This is a genomic window from Sphingomonas sp. ABOLE (assembly GCF_003950455.1).
Lineage (GTDB): Bacteria > Pseudomonadota > Alphaproteobacteria > Sphingomonadales > Sphingomonadaceae > Sphingomonas > Sphingomonas trueperi.
On the sequence record NZ_QQWY01000046.1, the window covers coordinates 1 to 25,729 of the forward strand.

General features: G+C 65.7%; 33 protein-coding genes, 2 tRNA genes and 1 pseudogene. 18 read left to right on the forward strand and 18 right to left on the reverse strand.

Annotation, left to right across the window (positions count from 1 at the left end):
- From CA234_RS24690 to CA234_RS24490, 12 genes and pseudogenes are all read right to left on the reverse strand, one after another.
- The coding region (locus tag CA234_RS24690; protein WP_206431264.1) for a hypothetical protein at positions 1-245 on the reverse strand (245 nt) is incomplete at its 3' end.
- A gap of 23 nt (positions 246-268) precedes the next feature.
- Positions 269-754 carry a DUF6362 family protein gene (locus CA234_RS20630; RefSeq protein ID WP_125977256.1) on the reverse strand — a complete coding sequence of 162 codons (486 nt, stop codon included), beginning with the start codon at positions 752-754 and terminating at the stop codon, positions 269-271.
- Between the two features lie 292 nt (positions 755-1,046).
- Positions 1,047-2,597 carry a phage/plasmid primase, P4 family gene (locus CA234_RS20635; RefSeq protein ID WP_125977257.1) on the reverse strand — a complete coding sequence of 517 codons (1,551 nt, stop codon included), beginning with the start codon at positions 2,595-2,597 and terminating at the stop codon, positions 1,047-1,049.
- A gap of 499 nt (positions 2,598-3,096) precedes the next feature.
- Positions 3,097-3,318, reverse strand: a pseudogene (locus tag CA234_RS25075) (DUF2312 domain-containing protein); the annotation flags it as partial.
- Positions 3,315-4,058 carry a site-specific DNA-methyltransferase gene (locus CA234_RS20645; protein ID WP_206431265.1) on the reverse strand — a complete coding sequence of 248 codons (744 nt, stop codon included), beginning with the start codon at positions 4,056-4,058 and terminating at the stop codon, positions 3,315-3,317. The gene CA234_RS20645 and the pseudogene CA234_RS25075, both read right to left, overlap by 4 nt.
- Positions 4,055-5,191 (reverse strand): CHC2 zinc finger domain-containing protein, encoded by a 1,137-nt coding sequence (locus CA234_RS20650; protein WP_164521893.1) that lies wholly within the window; start codon positions 5,189-5,191, stop codon positions 4,055-4,057. Before CA234_RS20650 ends, CA234_RS20645 begins: the two co-directional genes overlap by 4 nt.
- A 105-nt stretch (positions 5,192-5,296) precedes the next feature.
- Positions 5,297-6,502 carry a hypothetical protein gene (locus CA234_RS20655; RefSeq protein WP_164521894.1) on the reverse strand — a complete coding sequence of 402 codons (1,206 nt, stop codon included), beginning with the start codon at positions 6,500-6,502 and terminating at the stop codon, positions 5,297-5,299.
- A 14-nt stretch (positions 6,503-6,516) separates the two neighbouring features.
- Complete coding sequence (locus CA234_RS20660; protein WP_125977261.1) at positions 6,517-6,714, reverse strand: conjugal transfer protein TraR; 198 nt, start codon at positions 6,712-6,714, stop codon at positions 6,517-6,519.
- Complete coding sequence (locus CA234_RS20665) at positions 6,714-7,190, reverse strand: hypothetical protein (protein ID WP_125977262.1); 477 nt, start codon at positions 7,188-7,190, stop codon at positions 6,714-6,716. The genes CA234_RS20660 and CA234_RS20665 overlap by 1 nt, the downstream gene beginning before the upstream one ends.
- Positions 7,191-7,331: 141 nt before the next feature.
- Entirely contained in the window at positions 7,332-7,634 is a 303-nt protein-coding gene (locus CA234_RS20670; RefSeq protein WP_125977263.1) for a hypothetical protein, read from the reverse strand.
- Positions 7,631-8,098 (reverse strand): phage regulatory CII family protein, encoded by a 468-nt coding sequence (locus CA234_RS20675; RefSeq protein ID WP_125977264.1) that lies wholly within the window; start codon positions 8,096-8,098, stop codon positions 7,631-7,633. Before CA234_RS20675 ends, CA234_RS20670 begins: the two co-directional genes overlap by 4 nt.
- Positions 8,095-8,481: a hypothetical protein gene (locus tag CA234_RS24490; RefSeq protein WP_164521895.1), complete on the reverse strand. Its 387-nt coding sequence runs from the start codon at positions 8,479-8,481 to the stop codon at positions 8,095-8,097. Before CA234_RS24490 ends, CA234_RS20675 begins: the two co-directional genes overlap by 4 nt.
- A gap of 136 nt (positions 8,482-8,617) precedes the next feature.
- Between CA234_RS24490 and CA234_RS20680 the strand changes: the two genes are divergently transcribed.
- Positions 8,618-9,313 (forward strand): S24 family peptidase, encoded by a 696-nt coding sequence (locus CA234_RS20680; protein WP_164521896.1) that lies wholly within the window; start codon positions 8,618-8,620, stop codon positions 9,311-9,313.
- Between the two features lie 15 nt (positions 9,314-9,328).
- Here the strand turns inward: CA234_RS20680 and CA234_RS20685 are convergent, their stop codons facing one another.
- Positions 9,329-9,964: a DUF6680 family protein gene (locus CA234_RS20685; RefSeq protein WP_125977266.1), complete on the reverse strand. Its 636-nt coding sequence runs from the start codon at positions 9,962-9,964 to the stop codon at positions 9,329-9,331.
- A 35-nt stretch (positions 9,965-9,999) separates the two neighbouring features.
- Entirely contained in the window at positions 10,000-10,812 is an 813-nt protein-coding gene (locus tag CA234_RS20690) for a zinc ribbon domain-containing protein (RefSeq protein WP_125977267.1), read from the reverse strand.
- A gap of 137 nt (positions 10,813-10,949) precedes the next feature.
- Here CA234_RS20690 and CA234_RS20695 point away from each other — a divergent pair, with 137 nt between their 5' ends.
- Genes CA234_RS20695 through CA234_RS20750 form a run of 13 tightly spaced genes read left to right on the forward strand, consistent with a single transcriptional unit; the run spans position 10,950 to position 17,317 of the window.
- Positions 10,950-11,129 carry a hypothetical protein gene (locus tag CA234_RS20695; RefSeq protein WP_125977268.1) on the forward strand — a complete coding sequence of 60 codons (180 nt, stop codon included), beginning with the start codon at positions 10,950-10,952 and terminating at the stop codon, positions 11,127-11,129.
- Positions 11,129-11,266 (forward strand): hypothetical protein, encoded by a 138-nt coding sequence (locus tag CA234_RS24495; protein ID WP_164521897.1) that lies wholly within the window; start codon positions 11,129-11,131, stop codon positions 11,264-11,266. The genes CA234_RS20695 and CA234_RS24495 overlap by 1 nt, the downstream gene beginning before the upstream one ends.
- A complete protein-coding gene (locus CA234_RS20700; protein ID WP_125977269.1) occupies positions 11,263-11,559 on the forward strand; it encodes a hypothetical protein in 297 nt (98 codons plus the stop codon). Before CA234_RS24495 ends, CA234_RS20700 begins: the two co-directional genes overlap by 4 nt.
- Positions 11,556-11,822 (forward strand): hypothetical protein, encoded by a 267-nt coding sequence (locus CA234_RS20705; RefSeq protein WP_125977270.1) that lies wholly within the window; start codon positions 11,556-11,558, stop codon positions 11,820-11,822. Before CA234_RS20700 ends, CA234_RS20705 begins: the two co-directional genes overlap by 4 nt.
- Positions 11,819-12,178: a hypothetical protein gene (locus CA234_RS20710; RefSeq protein ID WP_125977271.1), complete on the forward strand. Its 360-nt coding sequence runs from the start codon at positions 11,819-11,821 to the stop codon at positions 12,176-12,178. The genes CA234_RS20705 and CA234_RS20710 overlap by 4 nt, the downstream gene beginning before the upstream one ends.
- Positions 12,175-13,872, forward strand: a complete 1,698-nt coding sequence (locus tag CA234_RS20715; protein WP_209092380.1) for a DNA cytosine methyltransferase — start codon at positions 12,175-12,177, stop codon at positions 13,870-13,872. The genes CA234_RS20710 and CA234_RS20715 overlap by 4 nt, the downstream gene beginning before the upstream one ends.
- Positions 13,869-14,438, forward strand: coding sequence for a hypothetical protein (locus CA234_RS20720; protein WP_126002641.1), 570 nt, complete (start codon positions 13,869-13,871; stop codon positions 14,436-14,438). Before CA234_RS20715 ends, CA234_RS20720 begins: the two co-directional genes overlap by 4 nt.
- A complete protein-coding gene (locus CA234_RS20725; protein WP_125977273.1) occupies positions 14,438-15,073 on the forward strand; it encodes a hypothetical protein in 636 nt (211 codons plus the stop codon). The genes CA234_RS20720 and CA234_RS20725 overlap by 1 nt, the downstream gene beginning before the upstream one ends.
- Entirely contained in the window at positions 15,070-15,378 is a 309-nt protein-coding gene (locus CA234_RS20730) for a hypothetical protein (protein WP_125977274.1), read from the forward strand. Before CA234_RS20725 ends, CA234_RS20730 begins: the two co-directional genes overlap by 4 nt.
- Positions 15,375-15,662 (forward strand): hypothetical protein, encoded by a 288-nt coding sequence (locus tag CA234_RS20735; protein WP_125977275.1) that lies wholly within the window; start codon positions 15,375-15,377, stop codon positions 15,660-15,662. Before CA234_RS20730 ends, CA234_RS20735 begins: the two co-directional genes overlap by 4 nt.
- A gap of 52 nt (positions 15,663-15,714) precedes the next feature.
- Positions 15,715-16,062 carry a hypothetical protein gene (locus CA234_RS20740; RefSeq protein WP_125977276.1) on the forward strand — a complete coding sequence of 116 codons (348 nt, stop codon included), beginning with the start codon at positions 15,715-15,717 and terminating at the stop codon, positions 16,060-16,062.
- On the forward strand, positions 16,059-16,250 hold the full coding sequence (locus tag CA234_RS20745) for a hypothetical protein (protein ID WP_125977277.1): 192 nt from the start codon (positions 16,059-16,061) through the stop codon (positions 16,248-16,250). Before CA234_RS20740 ends, CA234_RS20745 begins: the two co-directional genes overlap by 4 nt.
- Positions 16,247-17,317 (forward strand): site-specific integrase, encoded by a 1,071-nt coding sequence (locus CA234_RS20750; protein ID WP_125977278.1) that lies wholly within the window; start codon positions 16,247-16,249, stop codon positions 17,315-17,317. Before CA234_RS20745 ends, CA234_RS20750 begins: the two co-directional genes overlap by 4 nt.
- A gap of 83 nt (positions 17,318-17,400) precedes the next feature.
- Here CA234_RS20750 and CA234_RS20755 read toward each other — a convergent pair.
- Together CA234_RS20755 and CA234_RS20760 are read right to left on the reverse strand one after the other, a co-directional pair.
- Positions 17,401-17,476: transfer RNA gene (locus CA234_RS20755), tRNA-Ile, on the reverse strand.
- A gap of 69 nt (positions 17,477-17,545) precedes the next feature.
- Positions 17,546-19,129 carry a histidine kinase dimerization/phospho-acceptor domain-containing protein gene (locus CA234_RS20760; protein ID WP_125978129.1) on the reverse strand — a complete coding sequence of 528 codons (1,584 nt, stop codon included), beginning with the start codon at positions 19,127-19,129 and terminating at the stop codon, positions 17,546-17,548.
- Positions 19,130-19,304: 175 nt separating this feature from the next.
- On the opposite strand from CA234_RS20760, the gene CA234_RS20765 reads away from it, so the two are divergent.
- Positions 19,305-19,778: an Lrp/AsnC family transcriptional regulator gene (locus CA234_RS20765; RefSeq protein ID WP_093295502.1), complete on the forward strand. Its 474-nt coding sequence runs from the start codon at positions 19,305-19,307 to the stop codon at positions 19,776-19,778.
- 84 nt (positions 19,779-19,862) lie between these two features.
- Here CA234_RS20765 and CA234_RS20770 read toward each other — a convergent pair whose 3' ends face one another.
- The gene (locus tag CA234_RS20770; protein ID WP_125978131.1) at positions 19,863-21,149 is read right to left on the reverse strand and encodes a tetratricopeptide repeat protein; all 1,287 of its coding nucleotides are present in this window, start codon (positions 21,147-21,149) and stop codon (positions 19,863-19,865) included.
- A 257-nt stretch (positions 21,150-21,406) separates the two neighbouring features.
- On the opposite strand from CA234_RS20770, the gene gyrA reads away from it, so the two are divergent.
- From gyrA to CA234_RS20785, 3 genes are all read left to right on the forward strand, one after another.
- Positions 21,407-24,151, forward strand: a complete 2,745-nt coding sequence (gyrA, locus tag CA234_RS20775) for a DNA gyrase subunit A (RefSeq protein WP_126002642.1) — start codon at positions 21,407-21,409, stop codon at positions 24,149-24,151.
- Between the two features lie 3 nt (positions 24,152-24,154).
- Positions 24,155-24,508: a DUF952 domain-containing protein gene (locus CA234_RS20780; protein ID WP_126002643.1), complete on the forward strand. Its 354-nt coding sequence runs from the start codon at positions 24,155-24,157 to the stop codon at positions 24,506-24,508.
- Positions 24,509-24,576: 68 nt separating this feature from the next.
- Positions 24,577-24,652: transfer RNA gene (locus tag CA234_RS20785), tRNA-Glu, on the forward strand.
- A 195-nt stretch (positions 24,653-24,847) separates the two neighbouring features.
- Here CA234_RS20785 and CA234_RS20790 read toward each other — a convergent pair.
- Positions 24,848-25,714: an alpha/beta hydrolase gene (locus CA234_RS20790; protein WP_125978137.1), complete on the reverse strand. Its 867-nt coding sequence runs from the start codon at positions 25,712-25,714 to the stop codon at positions 24,848-24,850.
- Positions 25,715-25,729 lie beyond the last annotated feature (15 nt).

The following is a 25,729-nucleotide window of genomic DNA, read 5'->3' on the forward strand; positions in this document are numbered from 1 at the left end:
CCCACCCCCCGCCGCCCGACCGCGCGTGCCGCGCACCGATGTTGCGCCGCTTCGCTGCTTTCAGGCATCGCGTTGAAAGAATGTTGCGCCATCGGGGGAAATCCGGTCGATGCTGCGCGCCCCTGCAGGTATGCCGCCTGTCGGTCGAGGCGACGCCGCCCCTGCCCCGCATGCGAATGCCCCAAGGCTATCAGCTGGATAGCCGGAATGGGGCTCCAGGCGAACAACTGATATTTGCTCGACATCACATTCTACCCCTTGCGCGCCTCTACCCTCGGTTTTCTGCGGTGTTCAGCGCGCGACAGATGCGGGTGATCGCGCGGCCATAGCGCATGCGGTAGGCGTCGGGCTCCGCCACGCTGCCCAACCGTCGCGCAATCCACACCCACTCTGGCCGTGCGATGCGCTGCAGCTGGGCCAGCGCCAAACCCACCAGCTTGCGGTCGCGCTCGGGCACATGCTGCAACCAACTCAGCGCTTCCTCCATCCGCCCCACCTCGTCAGACGAGAGGCCAGGGAGCCGAGGGCGAGCGTCCACATCCATGTCGCCGTAGTCACCGAATGCGTGATGTCGGCGCACGTCGGGCCATGTGGCCTGCACCCGAAGCCACCCCGCCTCGCGATCCGGCAAGCGGGCGAGGAAGGCCCACGCCTCCACCAACCGCTCTTGCACCGCCTCGAACGTCCAGCCCAGGTCGCCGCCAAGCTCGCCGTTCCGTGCCTTTGCTGCGTTGGAGAAAGTAGAAGAAAGCATATTACCCTCTTTGATTTTTAGGAACGGACAGACAGACGGATGCAGGGATATCGCGCATGCATGGGCGCACATATGGAGAGCTTAGGAACTAAACAGTCCGTACTGTCTGTACTGTCCGTAACTCACGCTTTTCTGCCGCCCTCAGCTACGGACAGTTAACGGACAGACGGACGGTTTGAGTAATGCTTGCATCGACTTATCCCTCCTAGCACACTCGGCCCGCGTTCCAACCCGCGCCGCGCCCCCGAAAATCACGGACAGTATGGGCCAACTGTCCGTGAACTGTCCGTTGTTAGAGCGGCTCGCCCTCGTCACCGCCGTCGCCAATGGGCTCGGAACTGCCCGCCGGAAGGTCATTCGTGCGGCGCAGGCGAGCGCCACGGCGCAGCTTCTTGCCCTTGCTGTCCTTGCCGCACATGATGATCTGGAGATCGCCCAGAGCGCGCCCGAAACGGGTGGAATTCATCACCTCGTTGTCGCTCAACCCCTCCGCCTCGCACCATTCTTTGTACGAAGTGTACAGGTCGGCCGACAGCTCACGCGCCAGCGGGTCGCTCATGTCGAGCTTCGCGTGGGCCCATTCGGAGAAAGGGTTGGCGGAGCGCCGATACTCCTCGATCGCGTCGACCACCTCGGGCGGCTGTTCCAAGCCATCGTTGAGGTATCCGATGACTCCGGCAATGATCCAGTTCAGCACGCCCGAGGCGCCGCCAGGATCGTCTTTCAGGATGCGTTCGTGCATCCCTTTCACGATCGCGCCGCCTTTGAACTGGTGCCGCCACAGCATGATGATGATGCGCCGCCAGATCCCGTCGTCGTCGCCGCTGATGCGGGGACGCTTGTTCGCCTCCATCACCACCTTGCCGCGGGGCTCGAACTCGCTCTCCGCGCCGTATAGCGGGCGGTAAGGCACCGGAGATCCGCCCGTGAACTGCTTCACCCGCTCTTCCGCCATGGCCTTGCCGCGCTTGGGCTCTTGGATCGAGATCAGTCGCGTGTCGCCCACGAACCGCACCAGCTCGGGCGTCGCGCCGCCGGCATCGGTGTCGGGCCCGTCAAGGAAGGTCTGCACCTTACCCGACACGCCGTAGCTGCCCAGGACGATGCGGATCGCGTTCATTGCGGTGGATTTGCCGTCACCGCCCTTACCCTGCAGGATGACGAAGATCTGCTCGACGTTCAGGCCGGTGGCGCAGTATCCGATCAGCTTCTGGAAAAACCACCGCACTTCCTTGTCCGGCAGCACGGTCTCCATGTGCTTCAGCCACATGTCGTTCTTCGCGTCGGGCCGCCACTCGGCCGCGCACTGGCGCGTCAGCAGGTCAACCGGGTCGTGGGGCGCATCGTGCACCTCCCACCCGTCCGAGCCTTGCCGGAAGCGCAACGTGCAGTTGCGGGCGTTCAGCGCCAGCGGATCTGCGTCGAATTCTTCCTCGCGGCGGTTCAGCACGTCCAGATTGGCCGCCTGCTCCAACATCGCCTTGGTGCGGGAGCTGTCACCGGACTTGGTCGCGTGCTTCGAAAGCGCCTCGATCCGCCCTTCCAGGAACTCCTCGGTCATGCCGTCCGGCAGCGGCCGACGGTCCAAGCGCGCCTCCAGCTCCTCCATCTCCGCGCGAATGCCGCGCGCCACGTCCATGGCCTTCAGCCGGGCAAGCCGCTCCCCGTCGTCGCGCGACCAATGCCCGTCTTCATAGGCCAACCACCCCCAGCTTCGGACATAGATCAGCAGGCCCTGCGCATGCGCGACAAGCCGGTCAGCATTCCCCTGATCGTTCAATTCCTTCCACGCCAGCGCCCATGGATCTACTACCTGCACTTCAAACCCCGTCTTAGCCGCCATGGCGCTTTCCCTTCCCGTCGATATTCACGGCGCGCGCGAGCATCAGCGCGGAGCTGACGCGCTTGCGGCGGGCCGATTGTTTCTGTTGCTGCCGATCTTCACCGGCGAACTTCTCGAAAAGCGCGCGATCGCGCTCTGTCGTCATGCTGGTCTGCGCTTGGTGCACTTCGACCGTGCCACGGTAGAGCCCGAACGTGGCTTCCCCGGCGCGCATGGCTTCCTCGCCATGCTTCGCCACCTTCTCGAACCAGCGAACCACAAGGGCGAGTTGCTTGGCGTCGAAACCCTCCTCTTTGGCGAGCTTCTTCCGCGCCGATTCCTGCGCCCGCAGCAGCGCGATTTCGGCGCGCAGATCCAGCAGGAACAGAACATGCTCCACCAGCGCCGACGCCTGGTTGCTATCCTCCAGCGCGACGATTTCCGCAGTCAGCAGGTCAAGCGCGAGCGCAGCGGCATCTGGGCGCAGCGCGGTGATCGCCTCCCGCGCCTCGGCATCCTCCATCCCTAGCGCCGCCTCATAGGTGGCGAGCAGCTCTTCAGCCTCGGCGCGGTGGTGAGGCTCCATTGCCCGCCGCGCGATCACCTGCCGGATCGTCTTGGTGTCATAGCCTTCGGCCTTGGCCTCGGCGTACACGTCGCGGATATCGTCGCTGATGCCGGCGCGTTCCTCGATCAGCCGTTCGATGCGCTCTACGAACAGCCGCAGCCGGTCCCCGCTCATGCCGCGACACCTTCGAACAGGCCATACTGCCGCTGGGCATCCTCGATGCGCTTGCAGGCGAGGGCGAAATAGGTCGGGTTCAAATCAATCCCGATGAAGCTGCGCCCTGCCATAACAGCGGCGACGCCTGTCGTTCCACTACCCATGAACGGGTCCAGGATGGTCGCTCCGGGTTGCGTAAAGTCTGCAACCAGCTCGCTCATAAGGCGACGCGGCTTTTCAGTCGGATGCGCCCCGGTGCGCTCTGGACCATTCACTAAATGCGTGTAGACCCCACGCTTGCCGCCAGCATTCCATCGGGCGTGCCCCTTGCCCGCCCAGGCACAAACGAAATGCTCAGCGCCCTGCGCAGGCCCTTGCCCGTTCATCTGCGGCGTCGAGTCCGGCTTGATCCAGACACAGGCCCGCTTGTACTTCATCGGGCTGGCGTTGATCGCATCCGCCCACCGCGCCACGCCTTCCGACGTGCAGAAGGCGATGAACCAACCCTCGCACTGGGCGCCCCACGAAACCACTTCGTCGCGGATTGCGTCGATCGGGTCGAAGTCTAGCGGCTTCCAATGATGCGAGCCATCGGGCCGCACTAGCCCTTTCATGCCCGATTTGCTCTCGTGCATGATCGCCTCATAGGGCGGGTCCATCATGATGTCGGACACCAAGCCAAGCGTAGGCACAATCTCGCGCGCATCCCCCAGGTACAGCGTCGCCCGCCCGATCACTTCCTTGCGCAGGTACGTCATTGCGCAGCCCTCACCATGTCGTTGAAATCCATCCCCATCGGCGGGCGTTCGGCGCGCACCAGGCCGGCGCCGGCATGCCGCCAGTGCTGCACCGCCGCCGTCGCGCAGATCTGCGCGCGCTCGGCCTGCTCGATAGTCCCGCGCACCCACTTGGCGCCGCGGCGATACTGCAGCTTCTGATCAGCCAGCGGCTTCATGTCCGCGTCCACCAGCACCACCGCCTCGGCCGCGCCCTGGATCAGGAACGGCGGACGGCCCAGCTCGGCGCGGATGTTCCACAGGGGCCACACGCCATCCTTGCGCACGATGCCGCCCTGCAGATTGTCCAGGCTCAGCGCCGCGGCGGCGGCGCCGTCCCACTGGTTGCGCTGCACCCAGCTCCAAACCGTTTCGATGCCTTCGCCCACCGCGATCCGCCCGCCGGGCATGTCACCGGGGCACCCCTGCAGCCACACCGCGCCGCGCTGCAGCCCGCCCCACATCTTGCGCTCTATCTTGTCGCTGCCGTCCTGCCGCAGATAGGTGGCATGCACCCCCATCGGCTCGCCGTCGCGATCCACGATCAGGCCCAACATCGCAGGCGCCCGCTTGCGCACGTCGCCCTCGGCCGCGCCGACGCGCCACGGCACCACCGCCGCCCGAGGATGAAAGCGCAGCGCGGAGAGCATGCGGAACTGCCGGATGCCGCCAAGTTCCAACCCCCGCGCCACCAGGTAGCGCTCCACGATCGAGCCCAGCGCCGGCAGCGAGGTGCGCCACAGCCACCGCGCCACCTCCACCGAAGCTACGACCCCCGAATCCTCCCGCAGCGGCCCGGCGCGCTGCGGGAGCGCCGCATCGGCCTGGATCGGATCGCCGTCGCTCAGCCGGCGGACTGCTTCCTTGAAATCGACGCCTTCCGAATCCTGCACCCAGCGGAACAGGTCGCCATGCGCGCCGCAGCCATAGCAATGATAGGTGCCGCTCGCGTCGCTCACATGGAAGCTGGGCGTCCGCTCTTTGTGGAAGGGGCAAAGCCCCTTGAACCCGCCCGAGCTGCGCCGCAGCTTCACCTTCTTGCCAATCAGGCCCGAAAGCGAGTGCCGGCGCCGGATGGCATCCAGATCGGCAAGGCTGGCAGAAGGTGGCGACACGGATTCCTCCCGTAGGGTTCGGGCTGTTCTGGTTGGGGTGCCGGGCTTTGGGAGACGCCGCCCAGCGGGGCGCAAGGGCACAGGGTGTCCGCCCCGCTCTCCCGATCAGGTGCGCACCGGCATCACGACCATGCCGAAATCGCCCGCATCCTCGTCCCCCGCGATCGAGGCCGGGGCCATCCCGCCATTCAGGCCGAAGATCGCCCGCGCGCCGCGGCAGGAATTGAGGCAGTCGAGCAGATACCGGCCATTGAAGGCGATCTGATAGCCTTCGGGCAGCCCCAGGCATTCCAGCATCACCACGCTTGCGCACGCGCGGCTGTCCTTGCCGCCCCAATCGGTAGCGATCGAGCAGCGTAATTCCCCACCTTCGTGGCGGATCGTCACGTCGGGCCGCTTGGCCGCGCTGCTGGCTACTAGCGAGAGCAAGGCCCGTCGCAGCGTCGCGATATCCAGTACCACCCGGTATTCGTGCGCTTCCGGGATCACCCGCGTGTAATCGGGGAAGGTGCCGTCGATCGTCTTACTGCGGAACGAAACCAGCAGGTCGCCCAGGTTCGCCGCCAGCGCCACGCGCGGGTTGATCCCCCTGGCCGGCGCGGTGCCCTCGGCAACCTCCACCGCGTTGAAGGGCAGCGGCACACCCACCACCAGCGCGACTTCCTCGGCGCGCTTGAACCGGCGCAGCACCAGGTTGATCAGGCCGCGCGGCAGGATAACGCCCGTGAAGCGGTCCCGCGCCATCATCGCGCCGGGAATCTTCAGGTTCGCCCAGAACAGCCGGTGGCCGTCCGTCGCAACCGCCCGTACCGTCCAATCGTCCAGCGCATGCAGGAAGATACCGTTCAGGTAATAGCGGGTTTCCTCGGCAGACATTGCCCGCGCCACCCGCCCGATCGCCGCGATTTCCGCCGAGCCCAGCACGCACCGCAGATCCTCCCGCGCAAGCGCCTCCAGCCCATGCGTCGGGAAGTCCCCGGCGGGCACACCCTTGGCGGCAAGCGCGAGCGGCCCCGCCTCTACCGAGACGGCACCATCCTCGCCGGGCACCACGCGCACCGAATCGCCGCCGGAATGCGCCACCGCCTTGCGGATCCGCGCGGGCTCCGGCAGCAGAAAGGGGCTGGCCGGTGCGCCGCTATACGGCAGCCGAACCTCGCACCCCATGTCCAGATCCGTCGCGCTGATCGAGAGCAGGCCATTGGCATGCAGCCGCAGTTGGCGAAGCACTTCGATGCTCGTCCCCCGCTGCACCACCGATCCGGCGATTTCCATCGCCGCCACGAACTTGCGCGTTTCAATCTCGATCATGGGGTTTCCTCCGCTCAGTATCGACGCGGCAGGGGCGGCCAAGGCTCGCGGCAGGGCGCGCATTTGCCCTCCACCAGCCTCAGCGTCTCGTCACCGCATTCTTCGCATTTGCCGGACACCCAAGCTTCGAAGGGCTCCCGGCGCACCTCGGCCAGCGCACGGTCGATGTGCGCCTGCTCGATCTCGCTCGCATCATCGACCTGGTCCGCCATCAGAGCGGCGCCCGCACCGTGCGCTTGTCGGTGCCAACCAGCACCGCCACGCGCCTCTCGAACGGACCATGGTCGACCAGCTCCACCTTCCCGTCGCGCACCAGCTTGCGCAGGCGGTAGCTGGCGGCGATCGCGCCGCTCAGTCCCGCGCCCTCGGCGAACTCGGCATTGGTCGGGCACGGCTGCTTCAGCCGGATCGCGTCGCGGATCATGCGCAGGATCGCGTTTTCGGCGCTGGAGCGCGGATGCACCCGCCGCACCTGACGGCCCGCGCGGTACGTCGCCGATCGGCGCTGGATCAGGAACTGCCAGCCGCCGCCATCGCGGCGCCGCGTCAGATCCACCAGACCCTGTTCGTGGAAGCGGCGGGCCAACTCGGCCACCGGCCGTGAAATCGTCTCGCCCCGCGCGTATACGGCCATGTCGCCCGCCTTTGCATTGCGCACCCATTCGGTGATGCCGGCAGCATCAAGCATGGGCGTCTCGTTGATCGGTTGAGGCGAGCCGAGCCGCCGGGGGGGTGGGGAAACGGCTCGGCTCGCCAGGGCGCGCGTCTTCAGTGCGACCCGAGGGCCGCGCGCCGGTAACTGAATTGGTGTTGATCCCCCCCGCCATGATCAGGCCGCAGCGGGAACCCGAGGGTTGAACCACCCGATGGGACGATCGCCCCACCAGCGATAGGCCGGGCGGCGCCAGTCCTGGCGCTGGATCAGGCCCATGCTCCACAGCTGGATCTCGGCGGCCATGACGGCGCAAGGCACCACCTCACCGGACAGCACGCGATCGAACATCGCCACGCCGCCCACGGCCTGGCCGAACCGCTCGATATCGTCGACCGGATCGCCGGAGGTGCCGATGATCCACGCCAGCTTGTGGGCGCCGCGGCTGGGCACGACGGCCGCCAGATGCATGAGGGTCAATTCTGTTCTCCCGATGCGTCGACCAGCGCGGCCATGCCGACGGCCAGCTCGACGAGTTGATTGATCTCGGCGCGCACCTCGCGGCGCTCCTTCGTGTCGAATTTCTTGTCGGCGAGCGCGCGGGCCAGCGAGGTCACGACATCGGACGCTTCCTTCACTAGCTCGCCCGCGCGCAGCATCAGGTCGCCGCCCGCCGCCACGCCCGCAGGGTGCGGCACGAAGGAGCCGCCCATTTCCCGGCAGAGCGCGCGGGTGACGTGCGGCCAGCCGTCGCGATCGCGGGCGAGCGGCTCCAGATCGGCGATGACATCCAGCGGCGGCCAGCGATCCGGGCAATTCGGGTTCTGCGCATCGCCCAGCACGGACTTGCCGACGCGGCAGAACTCCGCCGCCGCTTCCAGGCCGCCGACGCCCTTTATCGTGTCGGCAAAGGCGCGCTTCAGCGCGAGGCGCTCGGGCTTCATGCGGCGAGCCCTCCGGGGAGGGAGCATGCCCCCTCCCCTTCGGCTGCAGTCGTAGCTGAGCCCGGGAGGCCGACTACAGAACTCAGTGCGCCCGACGGCGCGGAAATATTCGTTTCGGTTCCGGATGACGCATGCTGCGCCTGCGAAGTATCACGGGCGCCATGGTCAGCCCCACCCACACCAAGCGTCGCGTCCCTATCGTCCATGTACGACTTGATGCGGTTCAGCACTTTCAGCGTGGGCGTGGAGCCGGCGCGCAGACGGCCGAGCAGCCCAGGCTCGCCTGTTGCGTCGCGACCGAAACGCGACTCTCCGATCTTCGGGTGGCGCTCCAGGAACGCATCGATGGTGCGAAGCACCTCTTCATGGGTCGGAACATGCATGGCCGCATCGGATGCGGTATTTGTATCTAACAGTCAAGCGACAATGTTAGATCAAACTAGCGTTGCCGTCTCATTGGCGTTGTTCGATACGCCTAACACGATGGCCGAACCGAAACCCCCAGTCTACCGCGCGCTCATGGCGCTGAAGCCGGACGGCCTCGCGCTTGGCCGATGGGCAACCGACGCGGGCTTGGCGCGGAATTATTTCAACGGGCTGGAGAAGCACGGCAACCCGAGCCAGGACGTTGTGGACGCCCTGCTGTCCGCCATCTCGGCAACGCGGGCCGATTACGAACGGTCGTTGGAGCATGCAAAGCAGACTGATAGCGAATTCGTTCTTTCCGAAGTGGTCGGCATCGCCCGCGGCTCGCGCGATACCCGGATGGCCATATTCGGCGACGAACCTCTCCCGCCGGTGCCGCTAGTGGGCAGCGCCATCGGAGGCGATTTCGGCTCTGTGGAAGAGCATATCGAACTGACCGAACTCTATTACGGTCAGGTCCTCGACTATGTCAGCCGCCCGGATTTCCTCGCGAAAGACCCGCAGGCCTACGCGCTGCGGATCGTTGGTGAATCGATGGTGCCGGCGCTGAAGCCTGGTCACGAAGTATGGGTCAGCCCGCGCGAGGGTGTGGGCATTGGCGACACGGTGATCGTCCAGCTGCGCGGCGGCACCGACCAGGACCAGGGCGTAAAGATGGTGCTGGTCAAGGAATTAGTACGCCGCAGTTCAGAATACGTCGAACTGCGGCAGTACAATCCACCCACCATGTTCCGGGTCGAGATTGCCCGCGTGGCGGCGATGCACAAGGTCAAGGGCGCTCGCTACTAGTAGCGCAATTCAAGATCACTGCTCGATTCTCACCGCCCGTTGCCCGTCAAGCCACTCCATTAGCAGTTTCGCGAGGGCTTGTTGGTTAGCGATGGTTGCGTCGTCCATAGTGGCAGGGAACTCTTTTACCGCCATCGGTATCGCGATTTCGCCCTTTATGATTGCAGCGACACCCCTTCGAATTAGCTCTTGATCGCTCTCAATGGCCGCATGCCCTTCTGGATAGTATAGGCCATTTTCCAATTCAGCCCTATTGAAGTCGTAACCCAGATACGACGACATTTTTTGAAGCAAATCGAGAAAACACCCCTGTCTCGCCAGCGCAATAGCTGCTGCCGCTTCGCCTCCAGCACCCTTGTTTTCAAGAGACGCGAGGTAGATTTGCCAATCATCTCTGATTGCCTTCAACTTCTTGCTTCTGCCGTAGAAATCCACGGGCACGCTATTCAACGCCTCGACGTGTGCCGATGACAACCTCGCCGCTCTCGTAGCCATCAGCACGCGAAAAACATAGTTCTGGCGGTCCTTTATAGCCCTATTACGTTCGAGCCACTTTTGAGCCTGCACCGCCAGGATAGGACCAACGAGCGTAGCTATGATGATAGCAAGATCGCTTACCTTGATTACCCAGGTAAATTGTTCCTGCTGCATATGTCCCCCCCACCCATCTTGAACCAGACACTTAATTAGAGCCCAGCTCTCTTTGCATCCAAGCCCGCCGTATCGAACGAGAACTGCGGCCGCCCCGCTTGGTACACCTCGATCTCCACCACCATCTTCTTCGCCTTCAGCATCGACGCCGCCAACGAGCCCGACGCAAAGAGGGTGCCGGAGCTATGGTCGGAAGGCTCGGCAAGGCTCACACGGCGCGCAGGACCATCGTCGAAGCGGACGAGGGCGTAGCAACTATCCATCACGCCGCACACCAACTGGCCGCTTCCAAGGGTGAAGTACACGTCGCGACCCCAACGAGGGTGCCGCCGGATCGTGGCAGTCAGGCCGCTTTCACCATAGGGAAAGCCCTGCTGTATCTCGTTGCTGCTTTGGACACTCGCGGTAAGGATCTGCTTCCCGCTGATGTTGTCCTCACTGGACGAATACTGCCAAGCCCGAGCCGGCGAGGCGGCAGCAGCCGAGTCTGCGGCATTCTCGATGGGTGCCGCTGCATCCACCGCGAGAATGTCTTGGCTATTCGCGATCTCATTCTGATTGGCCGATATGCTCGAACCAAGCGCCGCGATCAGCAAACCCACCATCACAATGCCGACGCCTCCAAACATGATCGGCGTCAGCGTATCGCGCTCAGGCTCACGATCGGGGACCGTGGGCGCCACCTGATCGGCTTCGGCCGACGGTGCATCCACCTCCTCCGGCACCAGCCCAGCCTCGCCGACCGCGGCGCCGGACGGCACAAGCGCAGAAACCGGAACACCACAGTGGCTGCAGAACCTTGCGCCCTCCGGCAGCTTTTCTCCGCAGTCCGAGCAGTACGCCGCCATCTTTACCCCCTCTAGCCCCTTGACGCTCAGCCTAGAACCGGGTGGTGTCGCTTGCACTGGTAGTTTTGTCTAACATTTCTGTTGACTGTTAGTTTTATCTACCTCATTGATCGCCGCCATCAGACATGGAGGCGACAATGCCCGATCCCCGATGGACCCGCGTCCACCTAGAAGCTGATGCGCGCGAACCGTTCGCGCCATCGCTCCCCCGCCGCGCTGCTGATCTGGCGGACGAACACCCGGTTTCCCTGCCCCTGCTCGCGGGGATCATCGTTGGCATGATCGTCATGCTCGGCATCGCCGGGACGCCGTTCTGATGCGCCGTGACGATCGCCGCTTCGCGCCCGAGGCCAGCGGCAGCAGCCGCGCGCTCGGCTTCGCCATGCTGGCCATGCTGGCGCTCTCAGTGGGCGGGATGATCCTGCTCGCCATCGCCTGGAGCCCCGCGCAGTGACCGCCCGCCGCTACACCTGCAAGCGCAGGGGCTGCAGCGGCGCGCGCGAGCTGCGCCACCTGCTCTGCGCGGATTGCTGGGCGCTGGTGCCGCAGATCCTTCGCAAGGGCTACCTCGGCGCGCGCCGCCGCCGCCTGACGCGCATGGCGAAGATCGCCAGCGAACACATCCTGAAGGCCCTCGGCCCCGTCCGACCGACCGAGGCCAACGGCCCGGCCGCCAAGGCCGCCCGCACCTATTCCCGCATCGCCGCCCAGCAGGGCGACCGGTCCGATCTGGAGGCCGCAGAATGACGGACGTTGCAGACACCCCCGACTTCCGTCGCCTTGCGTTGGCGGCCGCATCCCAGGCCGCCACGGCGCTTGCCGACATCATGCTCGCCGCCACCGAAGGCCCGCTGAACGTCCACACGCCGTTCGATCAGGAAGCAATCGAGAAGCTGGCCGACGCCACGAAGCTGGCGATCGAGGCCAGCGTCGCCAGCGGCGAACCCCTCGACGATATGCGCGGCCAGCTGCTCGGCGCCCTCGCCCGCTACCTGGAGGATTGGATATGAGCAGTCCGAAGCCAACTTTGGGCTTCCCCACCCGCACGGCGGCGATCGAGCATCTGCGCACCGAGGGGATGACAGCAGCGCAGATCGCGCGGAAGATCGGGATCGACGTTAAGTCAGTCTCGGCTCTCGAAGCGAGCGCAGCCCGGAAGCGTGGAACCGAACGGCCGATCCGACAAGCCGCGCCCTCAACTGCGAAACAGCACACCGTGTGCGCCGACAATGACGTGCTGCGCGCCCTGCGTCCGCATGCGGCAAGGCGAAGCCTGTCCGTCAATGCCCTGATCCGGCTACTTCTGGCGACCGTGGCCGACGACGACCTGGTCGACGCGCTACTCGACGATGGTGAAGCAAATTGACGCCGCGCACCGGTTTCATTGCTGCCAGCCTCGCCTGGTCTGGCCTGTTCATCGACGGCTTTGCCGGCGGCGGCGGTGCCAGCACGGGGATCGAGCAGGCTATCGGGCGCCCGGTCGATATCGCGGTGAACCACAGCCCTACCGCGATCGCGATCCACAAAGCGAACCACCCGCAAACGGAACACTTCTGCCAGGACATCAAGTCGCTGTGGCCGCTGCACGCCACCCGCATGCGGCCGGTATCCGGCGCCTGGTTCTCGCCCGACTGCAAGGAATTCAGCCGCGCCAAGGGCGGCCCGGTCAAGGACCGGAGCATCCGCGCACTATGCTGGGAAGTCGTGGCATGGATGCGCGACGTTCAGCCAAGTGTCGCCTTCCTAGAGAACGTCGAGGAATTCCAGTACGCGGCGCCGCTCGACGAAGAAGGCCGCCCGATCCCCGGCCAGGAAGGCCGCGAGTTCAAGCGGTTCGTCCGGGCCATCCGCGCGCTAGGCTATTGCGTCGCGTGGAAGATGATCCCGGCTTGCGACTTCGGCGCCCCAACCACCCGCAACCGCCTCTACATGATCATGCGCCGCGACGGCATGCCGATCGTGTGGCCGAAGCCCACCCACGGCTCGCCAGGTTCGGCGGGTGTCCGCAGCGGTCGACTGCTGCCGTATCGCACCGCCGCCGAGTGCATCGACTGGTCCATTCGCTGCCCCTCGATCTTCGATCGACAGAAGGATCTCGCGGACGCAACGAAGCGCCGCATTGCCGCGGGCGTCATGCGCTATGTCGTGAATGCGGCCGAGCCGTTCATCGTCCCGGTGACGCATACCCAGAGCAGCCCGCGCACCAATGCCGTGTCGAAGCCGCTCCCGACCATTACCACGGCCAACGGCGGCGAGTTCTCGCTGGTCGACGTGCAACTCGCACCGCATGTCACCAAGTTCCGCACCGGGTCTGTCGGCGCCGCAGCGAACGACCCACTGCCGACCATCACGGCGAATGGGGAACCAGCCCGCCCAGCCGGTGCGGTGCCGCTCGGCGTCGTCAGCGCCTTCCTGTCCAGCTTCTACACCAGCAATACGAACGGTGGCCGCGCTGATCCGCAGAAGCCGCTGAAGACCGCCACTGCCGGCGGCAACCATCATTCCGTCATCGCCGCTCACTTGGAGCAGGCGAACACCGGCGCGATCGGCCGGGATGCTCGGAAACCGCTCTCCACGATCCTCGGGAAGGGTGCGAACCAGCGCGTCGTCGAGACGGTGATGGTGGAGGCCGATGCGCTGCCGCCAGAGCAGCTGGAACGCGCCACCCGCGTCGCCGCGTTCCTGGTCAAATACTACGGCACCGACGGCGAGTCGGAGGCCGCGCAGATCCAGCCGGTCGATCGACCGCTCGACACGATCACCACCAAGGCACGCTTCGCCGTTGTCACGGTGACGATCGACGCGCGGACCTATGTAATCGTCGACATCGGCCTGCGGATGCTGAAGCCACGCGAGCTGGCGCGCGCCCAAGGCTTCCCGGAGACGTACGTCCTCGATCCGGAATGCTTGTATCGGACCAAGGGCGGCAAGATGAAGTTCGGCCGCTTACCGATCGCCCAGCAGATCAGCGCCATCGGCAACAGCGTTTGCCCACCTGTCGCCCGCGCTCTGGTCGCTGCGAACCCACCGGCCGCTCCCGAAATGAGGCTGGCAGCATGAACCGCACCGACTACGTCGCTCGCGACTGGCCTGCACTCGCGGCAGAGGCCGGGCGCATCCACGCCGCGCGCCAGCGCCATGCCGACCAGCTGGCGGAGAAAGGCGACACCGAGCGAGCCGCCCCGGCGGCCGATCGGGCGCGCGTCTCCGGCGCCCTCGCCGCCATGTGGCGCGCGATCGTCGATCACCAGCCCGAGCCCGAGCTGCAGGCCAGCCATGCGGAGATCCGCCAGGATCTCGCGGGCATCCGCGACATGCTCACCCAGCGCGCCGCCCGTGCGCCGGACGAAGTGAACGCGGAGCAGCTCGCCCGCGTCCAGGCGCTGATCGACCACCACTTCCCGTGGTGGCCCGGCGCCGATCGTCCGCACATCCTGTTCCTGTACTCCGTCAATCAAGAGGCGCGCCGCCGCTGGCCGCGCCCGAGCGGAGAAGATGCCGTTTCAACCGAGGGAGGCCGCCATGTGACCCGCAGCGCGGAGCGCGCACCCACGCGACAGACGGCGGCGCCGGTCCCCCGCGCCGCCGTCACCAAGCCCCAGTCGAAGCAGGAAGGACTGTTCTAATGCCGATGGCAACCAAGGGCACGGTTGTGCCGAACCCGTTCCAGCCGGTGATGATCGATACCGTCGACCGCGAAGCGCTGTTCGGAGGCCTGATCTCCGCCGGCCACACCGTCGAATATGCCCGCGTGCAGGCCGATACCCTGCCATCGACCGACGGCGCGCTGCAGATGCTGGCGCGGCACCGGCTGCAATCGGCCGCTGCGGCCACCGGAGACACGGAACGGGAAAAGGCCCGGATCGCCGAGGTGATTGAAGAGGATGGCGGTTGCTGGACTGCGTGCAGCGGATGTCAGGAATCTTGCGAGGGGTGCGTCTCGACCAAGGATTATCCTTACGATGCGCGGTTTCAATGCCAGCCCGGCGGCGGTTGTCGAGAATGCGGCGGCATCGGCGTAATCTGGTGGGATGGCGAGTTTCTAAGCAGTTACGGGGACGCTCTTACCCCAACCGATGATAGCAACGGCGATGCCGCGCGGGAGGCGCTGGCAGACGCGGTGAAGGCCGTCATGCCGAGCGGCATCAAAGACGATCGCATCCCCGACGACAAGGTCTTCCCGCTGTACCTCCGCATGGGCGAGATCCGCTCGCTCGCCAACCTCGCGACCTTAGCGAAACACGTTGGGACGGAAGCATGAAGCGCGAGAACGACATCAAAGCACCCGACGGTTACACGCTCGGCGGGGTGCGGACGGTGCGGCGTGATGGGACCATCCTGTTCAATCGCGGCTACTGGAAAGCTCCCGACGATTGGGTTGGCGAATCGGTCTGGGTGCATGAGGCGTGGGTTACGGTGGAGGGGAAAGGCGAGCGCCTATTCCTTGAGGCCGCCCAGCCCGGCCTGCACATCTATGATGCTCGTGGCAGAATTCCGCCTTGGACCGTGCTTTGCGAGGGGGCCGATCGGAAGGACGCAAAGACTGTTCGTCGGAGGGCAGAATGACCAACGTTCCGGCCATCCGCACTGCTGTTCGCCCCGCACGCTATGAAACCGGAGCAGACTCCGAGAGCCGCGCCAAGATCTTGGCCGCAGTGGAGACGTTCCCGGAGAACCAGCGGCTTGCGGCAGCGTGCATGTTCACGCTGGTGGCGCTTCGCGGCATGCGGAGTGCGGCCCCAGGCCCCGCCCAGCGGAAGATGTGCCAAGAGCATATCGACATCCTTCTGCCGCTGATTCCCGCAGAGGTGCGAAGTATGTTCCCCGCGGACGCGCAGGGCGATGCCTAAGCCGCCCGCCCCACCCTTGTTACAAGCGTGCTCTCAGCGCGTCAGCAATCGCATGCCTGGGCAACAGGCGGGCGGGTGGCCGCCGCGCGAGTGCCCCGAGTGCCGCAAGGTGTTCGAGCCGAACCGTGCCAACCAGCTCTTCTGCAGCAGCCAGCACAATGCCGATTGGAACAACCGGGCGACCGCTCGCGGCCGCGTGCTGACACCCTTCTCGATCGTCGCCCGAGTCACGCGCGATGGTTCGCGCGGCAAGCCCGAGGAACGCGAGATCGGCCGCAAGGCCAGCAGCCGCCACCGGGCATTGATCCAGGAATATCGCGACGAAGATCGCGCCGCCGGCCGCATGGAATGGGCCGAATACATGATTCACCGCCACCGCCTGGGACTCGACACGCGATGACTGCCCCCGCCCGCTTCACCAAGACGGACATCAAGCGCGCCCTGTCCGGCGCGCGCGAGGCCGGCTTTGCGCGCGTGCGAGTCGGCATTGACGTGAACGGCAATATGGTGATCGATGCCAGCGACGATCCGATGACGATCGTCGAGGCTACGCCCAACCCTCTCGATAGGCTGCTGAAGGGCCGATGAAGACGCGCTACAAGAACGTCACGGTTGCCCCCGATCGGCACGGCAAGCTGCGCGCGCGCTTCCGGAAGACCGGCTTTGCCCCGGTCTACATGAAGACCCTGCCCGATCAGCCCGGCTTTGAGGCGGAATACAAGGCGCTGCTGGCAGGCGCGCCGACGCAAATGGAAACCCGCCACGCGCCGGGCAGCGTCCACGATCTCTGCACGCGCTACTATCGTTCCGCCGACTTCGCGGCGAAGGGCACGCCAGAAACGCGCGTCCGCCGGCGGTGGCTGATCGAGAGCTTCCGCGAAGAGTTCGGCAACGATCGCGTCACCGACTTCCGGTTCGAGCACATCGAAGCGATCCTGATGACGCGGACGGAGAAGAAGAAGCTGGAAAACGGCCGCACCATCGGCGGCCAGGTCGCGGCCGTGAAGCTGCGCAAGGAGCTGCTGCGGCTGTTCGCCTACGCGAAGAAGCTGGAGTGGATCAGCTCGAACCCGGTCGCCGACGCGGAGAAGGTCGGGAAGGAACGCCTGCAGGGGTTCTACACCTGGACCGAGGAAGACATCGCCACCTACCAGGCGAAGCACAAGCTGGGCACCAAGGCCCGGCTGGCGCTGGAGATCATCCTATGGACCGGCCAGCGCCGCGGCGACGCGCGCATGTTTGGGCCGAAGCACATCGTCAACGGGAGGATCAACTATCAGGCGGCGAAGACCGGCGGCGAGATCTGGATGCCGGTCGCGTCGGATCTGCGCCGCGCGATCGATGCCATGCCCAGCGTCGGCATCGCCACCTATCTGGTGACCGAATTCGGCAAGCCGTACACGAAGGACGGCTTCGGCAACAAAATGCGCGAGTGGTGCGACGAAGCCGGTTTGCCGAAATGCACGGCGCACGGCCTGCGCAAGGCGATCGCGCGGCGCATGGCCGAAAGCCGACTCACCGACGAACAGATCATGTCTGTCGGCGGGTGGAAAAGCTCCAGCCAGGTGCGGACCTATACCGAGGCGGCCAACCAGCAGGCGCTTGCCGAGGGCGCGATTCACCAGATCGATGGGCTGTATTCGGTCAAAGAGTGACCGCCGATTTGTCTAACCCTCACCCTTGGGTTAGACAAAAATTCCGCAAATAACGTGCAATTACAACACGTTACGCGGGCTGCTGGTGGGCCCGGCAGGACTCGAACCCGCAACCTAGCCGTTATGAGCGGCCAGCTCTAACCATTGAGCTACAGGCCCCCCAGCGTCCGTCCGCCCTAGCGGAGCCCCGCACCCGGCTGCAAGCCCAAGCTGCGCGAACGCCGCGGTTCAGCTCTGCTGCGCCTGCTCACGAGCAGCACGCGTCGCAGCAGGGAGACGAAGGGTAAGCAGGTCGGGAGCAATCATCAGACCGCCGCCCAGCTCCCGCGCCAGGTTGCGCGCCAGTCGCAAGGCGAAGCCGGTGCCGAGCAGCGTGCCATCCTCGTCCTGCTCGTCGTCGATGCCGAGCACGGCTTCGCCCGGATAATGGCCGAGCGCGCGCGGCCGCGCGATCATTATCGCGACATGCTGCTCGCCGTCCTGCGCGAAGCGGAGCTGCAGCCGCTCGCCCTGCGTCGTGGCAGACACCAAAGTCGCCAGCAGCCGCGCCAGCAGACGCTCGACCGCGCGGCGATCGCCCGAGACGGCCATGTCCTCCTCGGGCAGCAGGATCGCCGAGCCGCGCAGCGCCAGCAACTCGCCCAGATCGGCGACGATGGCGGCGAGCATCGGGCGCAGCGGCACCCGCCCCTCGCCCAGCGACAGCGCCGCGCTCTCGATCCGCGCGGCGAGATCGAGATCATCGATGGCGCCGAGCAATTCGCGCGCCTGGGCGCGGATCACCGCAGCGCGATCGCGGTAGGGCTCGGGCACCGGGCCCAGCATCTGGGTCTCGATCATCTCGGCAAAGCCGGCGATCGCATTGGTCGGCGTACGCAGTTCGTGGACGATCTGGCGGAGCGCATCGGCTTCCAGCGGCGCACGGACGGGCTCGGCCCTTTCGTCGGCGCGCGGGCGCCGCGCGGTGCCGCGATAACCGGTGAAGCGGCCGGTGATCGGTTCGAACGCCGGCAGCGCCGAGAGCAGCCAGTCCCCCGCCGCATCCGATTCGCCCTCGATCGTCAGCCGGGCATTGGTGAAGCCGGCACGCCGCCGAAAGGCCCCCGCCGCGACGCCGTCGAGCCGGCTGCCGCGGGCCAGCCCCTGCAGGTCGAGCGACAGGCCGATCACCGGCGGACGGCTGACGCCTTCCACCCATCGCACCACGCCCGCCGCGTCGGTCTCGAAGCGGAAATTGCGGGCCCGCTCGCTGCCGGCGACCGCCGCCTTGGCCGCGTCGCGATCGCGGTGATAGGCCTCGATGCGCGCGACCAGATCCGCGACGGCAAAGAGGCCCTCGGGTTCGGCGTCCTCCGGCGCGCGCCGGGTATCCGCGCTCTGGTCCGCCAGCACGAAGTCGACGGGACCAAAGCTTTCGAGTGCGCGCATGACGCCCGGCGGCAGGTCGCGGCGGTTGCGCAGGACATGTCGCGCACCGGGCGCCAGCGCCGGCAGCAGCGCGATCCATTCCTGCTCGGACATGCTCGCCTCGCGCAGGACGGGCACCGCCACGCTGAGTTCGTCGATCGCGAGCAGCCGTATCAGATCGGCCGGCGGCCGGGCGCCTTCCAGCGCGCGCGCGCTCGCGGCACGCACGGTCAGCGGCACCGTGTCGCGGATCGAATTGAGCGCCTCGAGCGCGCGGGGCTCGGCGGGCACCCGACCACGGCCGAGCAGATCGACCAGCTGGCGCCACGCGAGCGGCGCGCCGGTGGCCGAGTGCAGGTCACCGGCCAGCACCGTCTCCAGCGTATCGTCAAAGCGCAGCGGCAACGCCGTCGTCCCCCAAGGTCCAATCACTCACCATGTGCTCATACCGCGATGCAACCTGCGGAGGAAACAGTCCATTTCGGCACGTCGCAATGTGGGACAATTGCGTTGAAGCGTAATTTTATTATGCTAGGAAGCAGCGATAAGAAACGAACCCACGCAGGAGCCCCAGAAAAAAATGCGATTCGACGAGATCGACGTCCGGATCCTCGGATTACTCCAGGAAAATGGCCGCATGACCAATGTCGAGCTTGCCGAAAGGGTCGGGCTCACCGCCCCGCCCTGCCTGCGCCGCGTCCGCGCGCTGGAACAGGAAGGTGCGATCAAGGGATACCATGCCGCGCTCGATCCGAGCGCGCTTGGCTATAACCTCACCGTCTTCGCGATGGTGAGCCTGAAAAGTCAAGCCGAAAGCGATCTTCGCGCCTTCGAGCAGCTGGTCGCCGAAATCCCCGAAGTGCGCGAGTGCCACATGCTCAACGGCGAGATCGACTTCATCCTGAAGATCGTCGCGCCCGACCTGCAGAGCTTCCAGACCATCCTTACGACGCGGCTGACCACTGCCCCCAATGTCGAGCACGTCAAGACGTCGCTCACCATCCGCACCGCCAAGGCGCTGCCCGGCGTGCCGGTGCCGGAGTTCAAGGGCTGACCTGTCGATCCAGCGACGTCTGAAGGACAAAAAAGGGGCGGTCCCAAAGGACCGCCCCTTTCCTTTTGGCAGCTGCCGACGCGATCAGGAGAGCGCCGGCAAGTCCAGTGCCACCATCCACAGCGCGGCGAGGTCGACCGCCGGGGCAGCCTTCACCTGGCCGAAGCCGGTACGCGCCTCGTCCTTGCGGCCGAGATTGTACAGCGCGATGCCGCGGTGCAGGTTGACGTCGTCGGTGGCGACGCCGCCCTTCTGCAGCGCCATGTCGTACAGCTCGACGGCCTTGGCATAGTCGCCCGAGGCCAGGAAGGCGTCGCCGGTCTGCGCCGCCATCTTGCCGTTGGCAGCCGCCTGCGACTGCTTGATCAGCGGGGTGAGCGAGCCTTCCGACTTCGACTTGGTCTGCGCCGAGGTGTACACGCGAGTAATTTCGGCGTTGCCGGCCGGGAGCTTGCCTGCGGCACGGCCCTCGTCGATCACCGCCACGGCTTCCCAGGGAAGACCGACGGCGTTCACCGATTCGGCATAGTCGAGATAGTCGTTCTGGTCGGCCAGCACCTTGGTGGTGCGGAGCAGGCGATAGAGATCGATGCGCTGCGCCGAGGTGAGACGGCCGCCCGACTGGTCCGCGCTGCCGCGCATCACCAGCACGCCCCAGCGCCAGTTCTGCTTGGTCGGATAGTCGGCAATCATCTTCTTCATCCACTCCGCCGTCGCAGCGCGGTTGCCGGTGGCATAGACGCGCGGGATCGCGAACTGGTACCAGGCAACCGGCGGCTTCTGGCCGGTGGCCTTCACTGCCTGGATCGCGCGATCGACTTCGGCGACGGACTCGTTCGGCTTGCCGGTCGCCGCATAGGCGTTGGCGAGCGCGATCGAGATGTCGAAGTCGTTGTTGCCGGCTTCGCGCGCCTTGGTCAGGTTGTCGATCGCTTCCGGATACTTCTTCTCGTTCAGCGCCTGGTTGCCGACAATCGTGTAATATTGGCGCTTGTAGATCGGCAGCTCGTTCGCCGGCGTGCGCGGGCTGGCGATCAGGATCGGCAGCGTCTTGGTCAGGCCGGCCATGTCGTTCTGGCCGATCTGCACGCGGGTGCGCAGATAGGCGGCGTAATATTTCTCGTCGTCGTTCTGGGCGACCTGGTCCAGCGCATCGAGCGCCGGGGCGGCGGCGGCCCAGTTCTTGGCCTGCACGGCGTCCATCGCCGGCTGGGCGGCCTTGCGGAAGGCATCGCCCACCTTCAGCGCGTTGGGATCTTCCTTCGCGGCGGCGCCCTTCTTGTCCTTCTGGGCCAGCGCCGGCGTCGACACCAGCGCGGTGGAACCCAGCGCAAGCATGGCAGTCAGCGCAAGCTTCGAAACAACCTTCATGTGAAACTCTCCTCGTCGGCCAGGCGGCGTCACGTCATCCTCTAAAGGCGCCCTGTACACCATTCAAGCGCGCTTGCCGTGCGAGAAGCACGCTGAACCACGATTGAATAAGCGCCATTGCGGTGCGGAAACGTTTAGCCCCCGACTTGGCTCCCATGCTCCCCACGCGCGCACGTACGCGCGGGCGCGGGGTTGGCAGGAGGCATGCGGACGGCTAGAGCCATCGCAGCGTAACAAAAACCCGAAAGTCTGTTGCATTGACCGACGAGACCCTGCTCGCCGACCCTTCCGACATTACCCCGATCTCGATCGTCGACGAGATGAAGACCTCGTACCTCGATTACGCGATGAGCGTGATCGTGGCGCGCGCCCTGCCTGACGTTCGCGACGGCCTGAAGCCCGTCCACCGCCGCATCCTCTATGCCGCCCAGGAAGGCGGCTATGTCGCCGGACGGCCCTACCGCAAGTCCGCCCGCCTGGTCGGTGACGTGATGGGTAAATATCACCCGCACGGCGACAGCTCGATCTACGACGCGATGGCCCGCATGGCGCAGGACTGGGCGATGCGCGTGCCGCTAATCGATGGCCAAGGCAATTTCGGCTCGATGGACCCCGATCCGCCCGCCGCGATGCGCTACACCGAAGCGCGCCTCGCCCGCGTGGCGACGGCGCTGCTCGACGATATCGAGAAGGACACGGTCGACTTCGTGCCGAACTATGACGGCTCGGAAAGCGAGCCGTCGGTCCTCCCTGCCCGCTTCCCGAACCTGCTGGTCAACGGCGCGGGCGGCATCGCCGTCGGCATGGCGACCAACATTCCGCCGCACAATCTCGGCGAAGTGATCAACGCCTGCCTCGCCTATATCGATAACGGCGCGGTCACGCTCGAAGAGCTGATGGAGCTGGTGCCGGGCCCCGACTTTCCGACCGGCGCCGTGATCCTCGGCCGCTCGGGCTGCCGCTCGGCCTATCAGACCGGCCGCGGTTCGATCCTGGTGCGCTCGCGCCACGAGTTCGAACAGCGCGGCGAGCGCCGCTCGATCGTGCTCACCGAAATCCCCTACCAGCAGGGCAAGAACGCGCTGGTCGAGAAGATCGCCGAGGCCGCCAAGGAAAAGCGGATCGAAGGCGTCTCCGACATTCGCGACGAAAGCTCGCGCGAGGGCGTGCGCATCGTCATCGACCTGCGCCGCGACGCGACGCCCGAGGTGGTGCTCAACCAGATCTGGCGGAACACGCCGGCGCAATCGAGCTTCCCGGCCAACATGCTCGCGATCCGCGGCGGCCGCCCGGAACTGCTCAACCTGCGCGACATCATCGAGGCCTTCGTCAAGTTCCGCGAGGAGGTCATCACCCGCCGCTCGAAGTTCGAGCTGGCCAAGGCGCGCGACCGTGCGCACATCTTGCTCGGCCTGGTGATCGCGGTCAGCAACCTCGACGAGATGGTGAAGATCATCCGCAGTTCGTCCAGCCCGGCGGCCGCGCGCGAAGCACTGCTCGCCCGCGAATGGCCGATCGCCGAGATCGCACCCTATATCCGCCTCGTCGAGGCGGTGGACACCGAGGTGACCGGCGACAGCTATCGCCTGTCCGACACCCAGGTCCGCGCGATCCTCGACCTGCGCCTCCACCGCCTCACCGCGCTCGGCCGCGACGAGATCGGCGACGAGCTCAAGGAACTCGCCGATTCGATCGCCGAACTGCTCGAGATCCTCGGCAATCGTGCGAAGTTGTATGAAGTGCTGCGCGGCGAGCTGGTGCTGATCCGCGACACCTATGCCACCCCGCGCAAGACCGAGATCGCCGCTGCCGCCGACGGCATCGACGACGAGGACCTGATCGAGCGCGAGGACATGGTCGTGACCGTGACCGTGCAGGGCTATATCAAGCGCACCCCGCTCGATGCCTTCCGCGCCCAGGCGCGCGGCGGCAAGGGCCGCGCCGGCATGGCGACCAAGGACGAGGACGCGATCACCGAGCTGTTCGTCACCTCGACGCACACGCCGGTGCTGTTCTTCTCCACCCTCGGCCGCGTCTATCGCATGAAGGTCTGGCGCCTGCCCGAGGGCGGCCCCGCCACCCGCGGTCGGCCGATGATCAACCTGCTGCCGCTCGCCAATGGCGAGACCATCTCCACCGTGCTTCCGCTGCCGGAGGACGAGGACGAGTGGGCGAACCTCCACGTGATGTTCGCCACCGCCAAGGGCAATGTGCGCCGGAACAGCATGGACCTGTTCACCAACGTGCCCTCGAACGGCAAGATCGCGATGAAGTTCGAAGGCGAGGACGAGGACGATCGCCTGATCGGCGTCGCCCTGCTCAACGAGGGCGACGACGTGCTGCTGGCGACCCGCGCCGGCAAGGCGATCCGCTTCCCGGGCGAGGACGTCCGCGCCTTCCAGAGCCGCGCCTCCACCGGCGTGCGCGGCATGCGGCTGGCCGATGGCGACCAAGTGATGTCGCTCTCGATCCTGCACCGCTCGGGCGCCAGCCAGGAAGAGCGCGATTCGTACCTGCGCTTCGCGCCCTGGAAGGGCGAGCGTGAGGGCGAATGCGACCTGCCCGCCGATCGTTTCGAGGAGATGAAGGAGCGCGAACAGTTCATCCTCACCGTCTGCGCCAACGGCTATGGCAAGCTCAGCTCGGCCTATGAATATCGCCGTACGGGTCGTGGCGGCCAGGGCATCACCAACATCGACAACATCGCCCGCAACGGGCCGGTGGTGGCGAGCTTCCCCGCAACCAAGGGCCATCAGCTGATGCTCGTCACCGATCAGGCCAAGATGATCCGCATGTCGCTGGGCGACCTGCGCGTGATCGGCCGGAACTCGGCGGGCGTGCGGCTTTTCAACGTCGCGCAGAACGAGCATGTCGTCTCGGCGGCACGCATCGAGGAGAGCGAGGACGAGGCCGAGATGAACCTGGGCGACGGCGCCGTGGCAGGCGAAGCGACTCCGGACGCCGTTCCCGGCGAAGACCTGGCCGACGGCGGCGAGGCCTGAGCCATGGTCGACATGCCCCTCACCGCCTACAAAATCCTGACGCAGGACCAGATGGACACGCTCGAGCACGAACGTGTCTTCCTGGGCGCGCCGATCGACTTGGCTGACGGCTATATCCACCTCTCCACCGCCGAGCAGGCGCAGGAGACGCTGGAGAAGCATTTCGCGGGCCAAGCGGATCTGTGGCTCGCTGCGGTGGATCTGGCCGCACTGGGCGACGCGGTGCGCTGGGAACCCTCGCGCGGCGGCCAGCTCTTCCCCCACATCTACGGCCCGCTGCCGCTCGACGCGGTGACGGCGTACAGCGAAGTCGCGTACGAGCCGGACGGCAGCCTGCGCCTGCCGGTGGCGGGCTGAGAAAAGTGTAAAAACATCGCTTGACGGCGCCGGCCCCGGAACGTAATTGGCCGCCTCCGCCAAGCAATGGCCCCTTCGTCTAGCGGTCTAGGACGTCGCCCTCTCACGGCGAAAACACGGGTTCGAGTCCCGTAGGGGTCACCAGCCTTTTCAAAGGCTTAGCTGCTGAATGGCTGCACGAGCGTGCAACTTACTGCAAATTTACTGCAAAACCGTAGCTGGAAATCGGCGGACTTTCACGGATTGTTCTAGGACGCCCAACATGCCGGTAGCCATTCAGCCGGTTTCCAAATACCTCCAAGGCGGACAAGGCCTTGAGCGGGTCTGGGCATTCGTTGCTCACGTTTTGGCGGAGGCAGTTGGCAGGCGCTCCTCGATCCACAACGCTATATCTCCGAGGACCGTCTCTTTTCCGAAATCTGCCAGAAGGTCGTGAAACCCGCCTTCGTAGAAGCCCAGCCTCTTATCTTTTGATGCTGCGGCCTCATGGAATAGCTGGCTACCATCAGGTCGCGTCGCCCGGTCAGCGGTTCCGTGGAGGATCAAAACCGGCGTGGTTAATTGCGAAAATTCGCGTTTGAGTCGTTCCCCCGCCCGAATCAGTGCCGCCACCGTGACGGCGGGCTGCGTCTCCCTGGCAATCAAAGGATCGGTATTCAGGAAGCCCACTCGACCGGGATCGCGCGAAAAATCCTCGTTTTTGAGCCTGAGCACGCGGGCTCGGGGTGCGAAGCGGCTGAACAGCTTGAGACAGGCCAACGCAAAGCCGGGCGCAGGCAGCCGGAAGGCGAAGCTTTCGCAAATCAGCCCCTGCAGACCGAACGGGTGCTCGATCGCGTAGAGGCAGGCTGCCACGCCACCTGCGCTATGCCCTAGCAGGTACAACGGCAGATCCTGATCGCGTCGTCGGGCAAGCGCGATCATAGCAGCGATGTCCGCAACATAGTCGTCGAAGCGCTCGACGATGAAGCGCGGCCCGCTCGATCGGCCGCGTCCGCGCAGGTCCAGCGCATAGACGACCAAGCCCGCCGCCACGAGTTGCTCTGCAACCCACTGATAGTGGCCACCATGTGCATTGAACCCATGGCAAATCGTAACGATCGCGCGCGGAGACGAAGAAGGACGCCAGCTGCGGACGAAAATCGACACCTGGCCGACCGAAAGGGTAATCTCTTCAGGAATTACGGGGAAGGCGCTCGCGGACATGGTCCAACTCCTTCA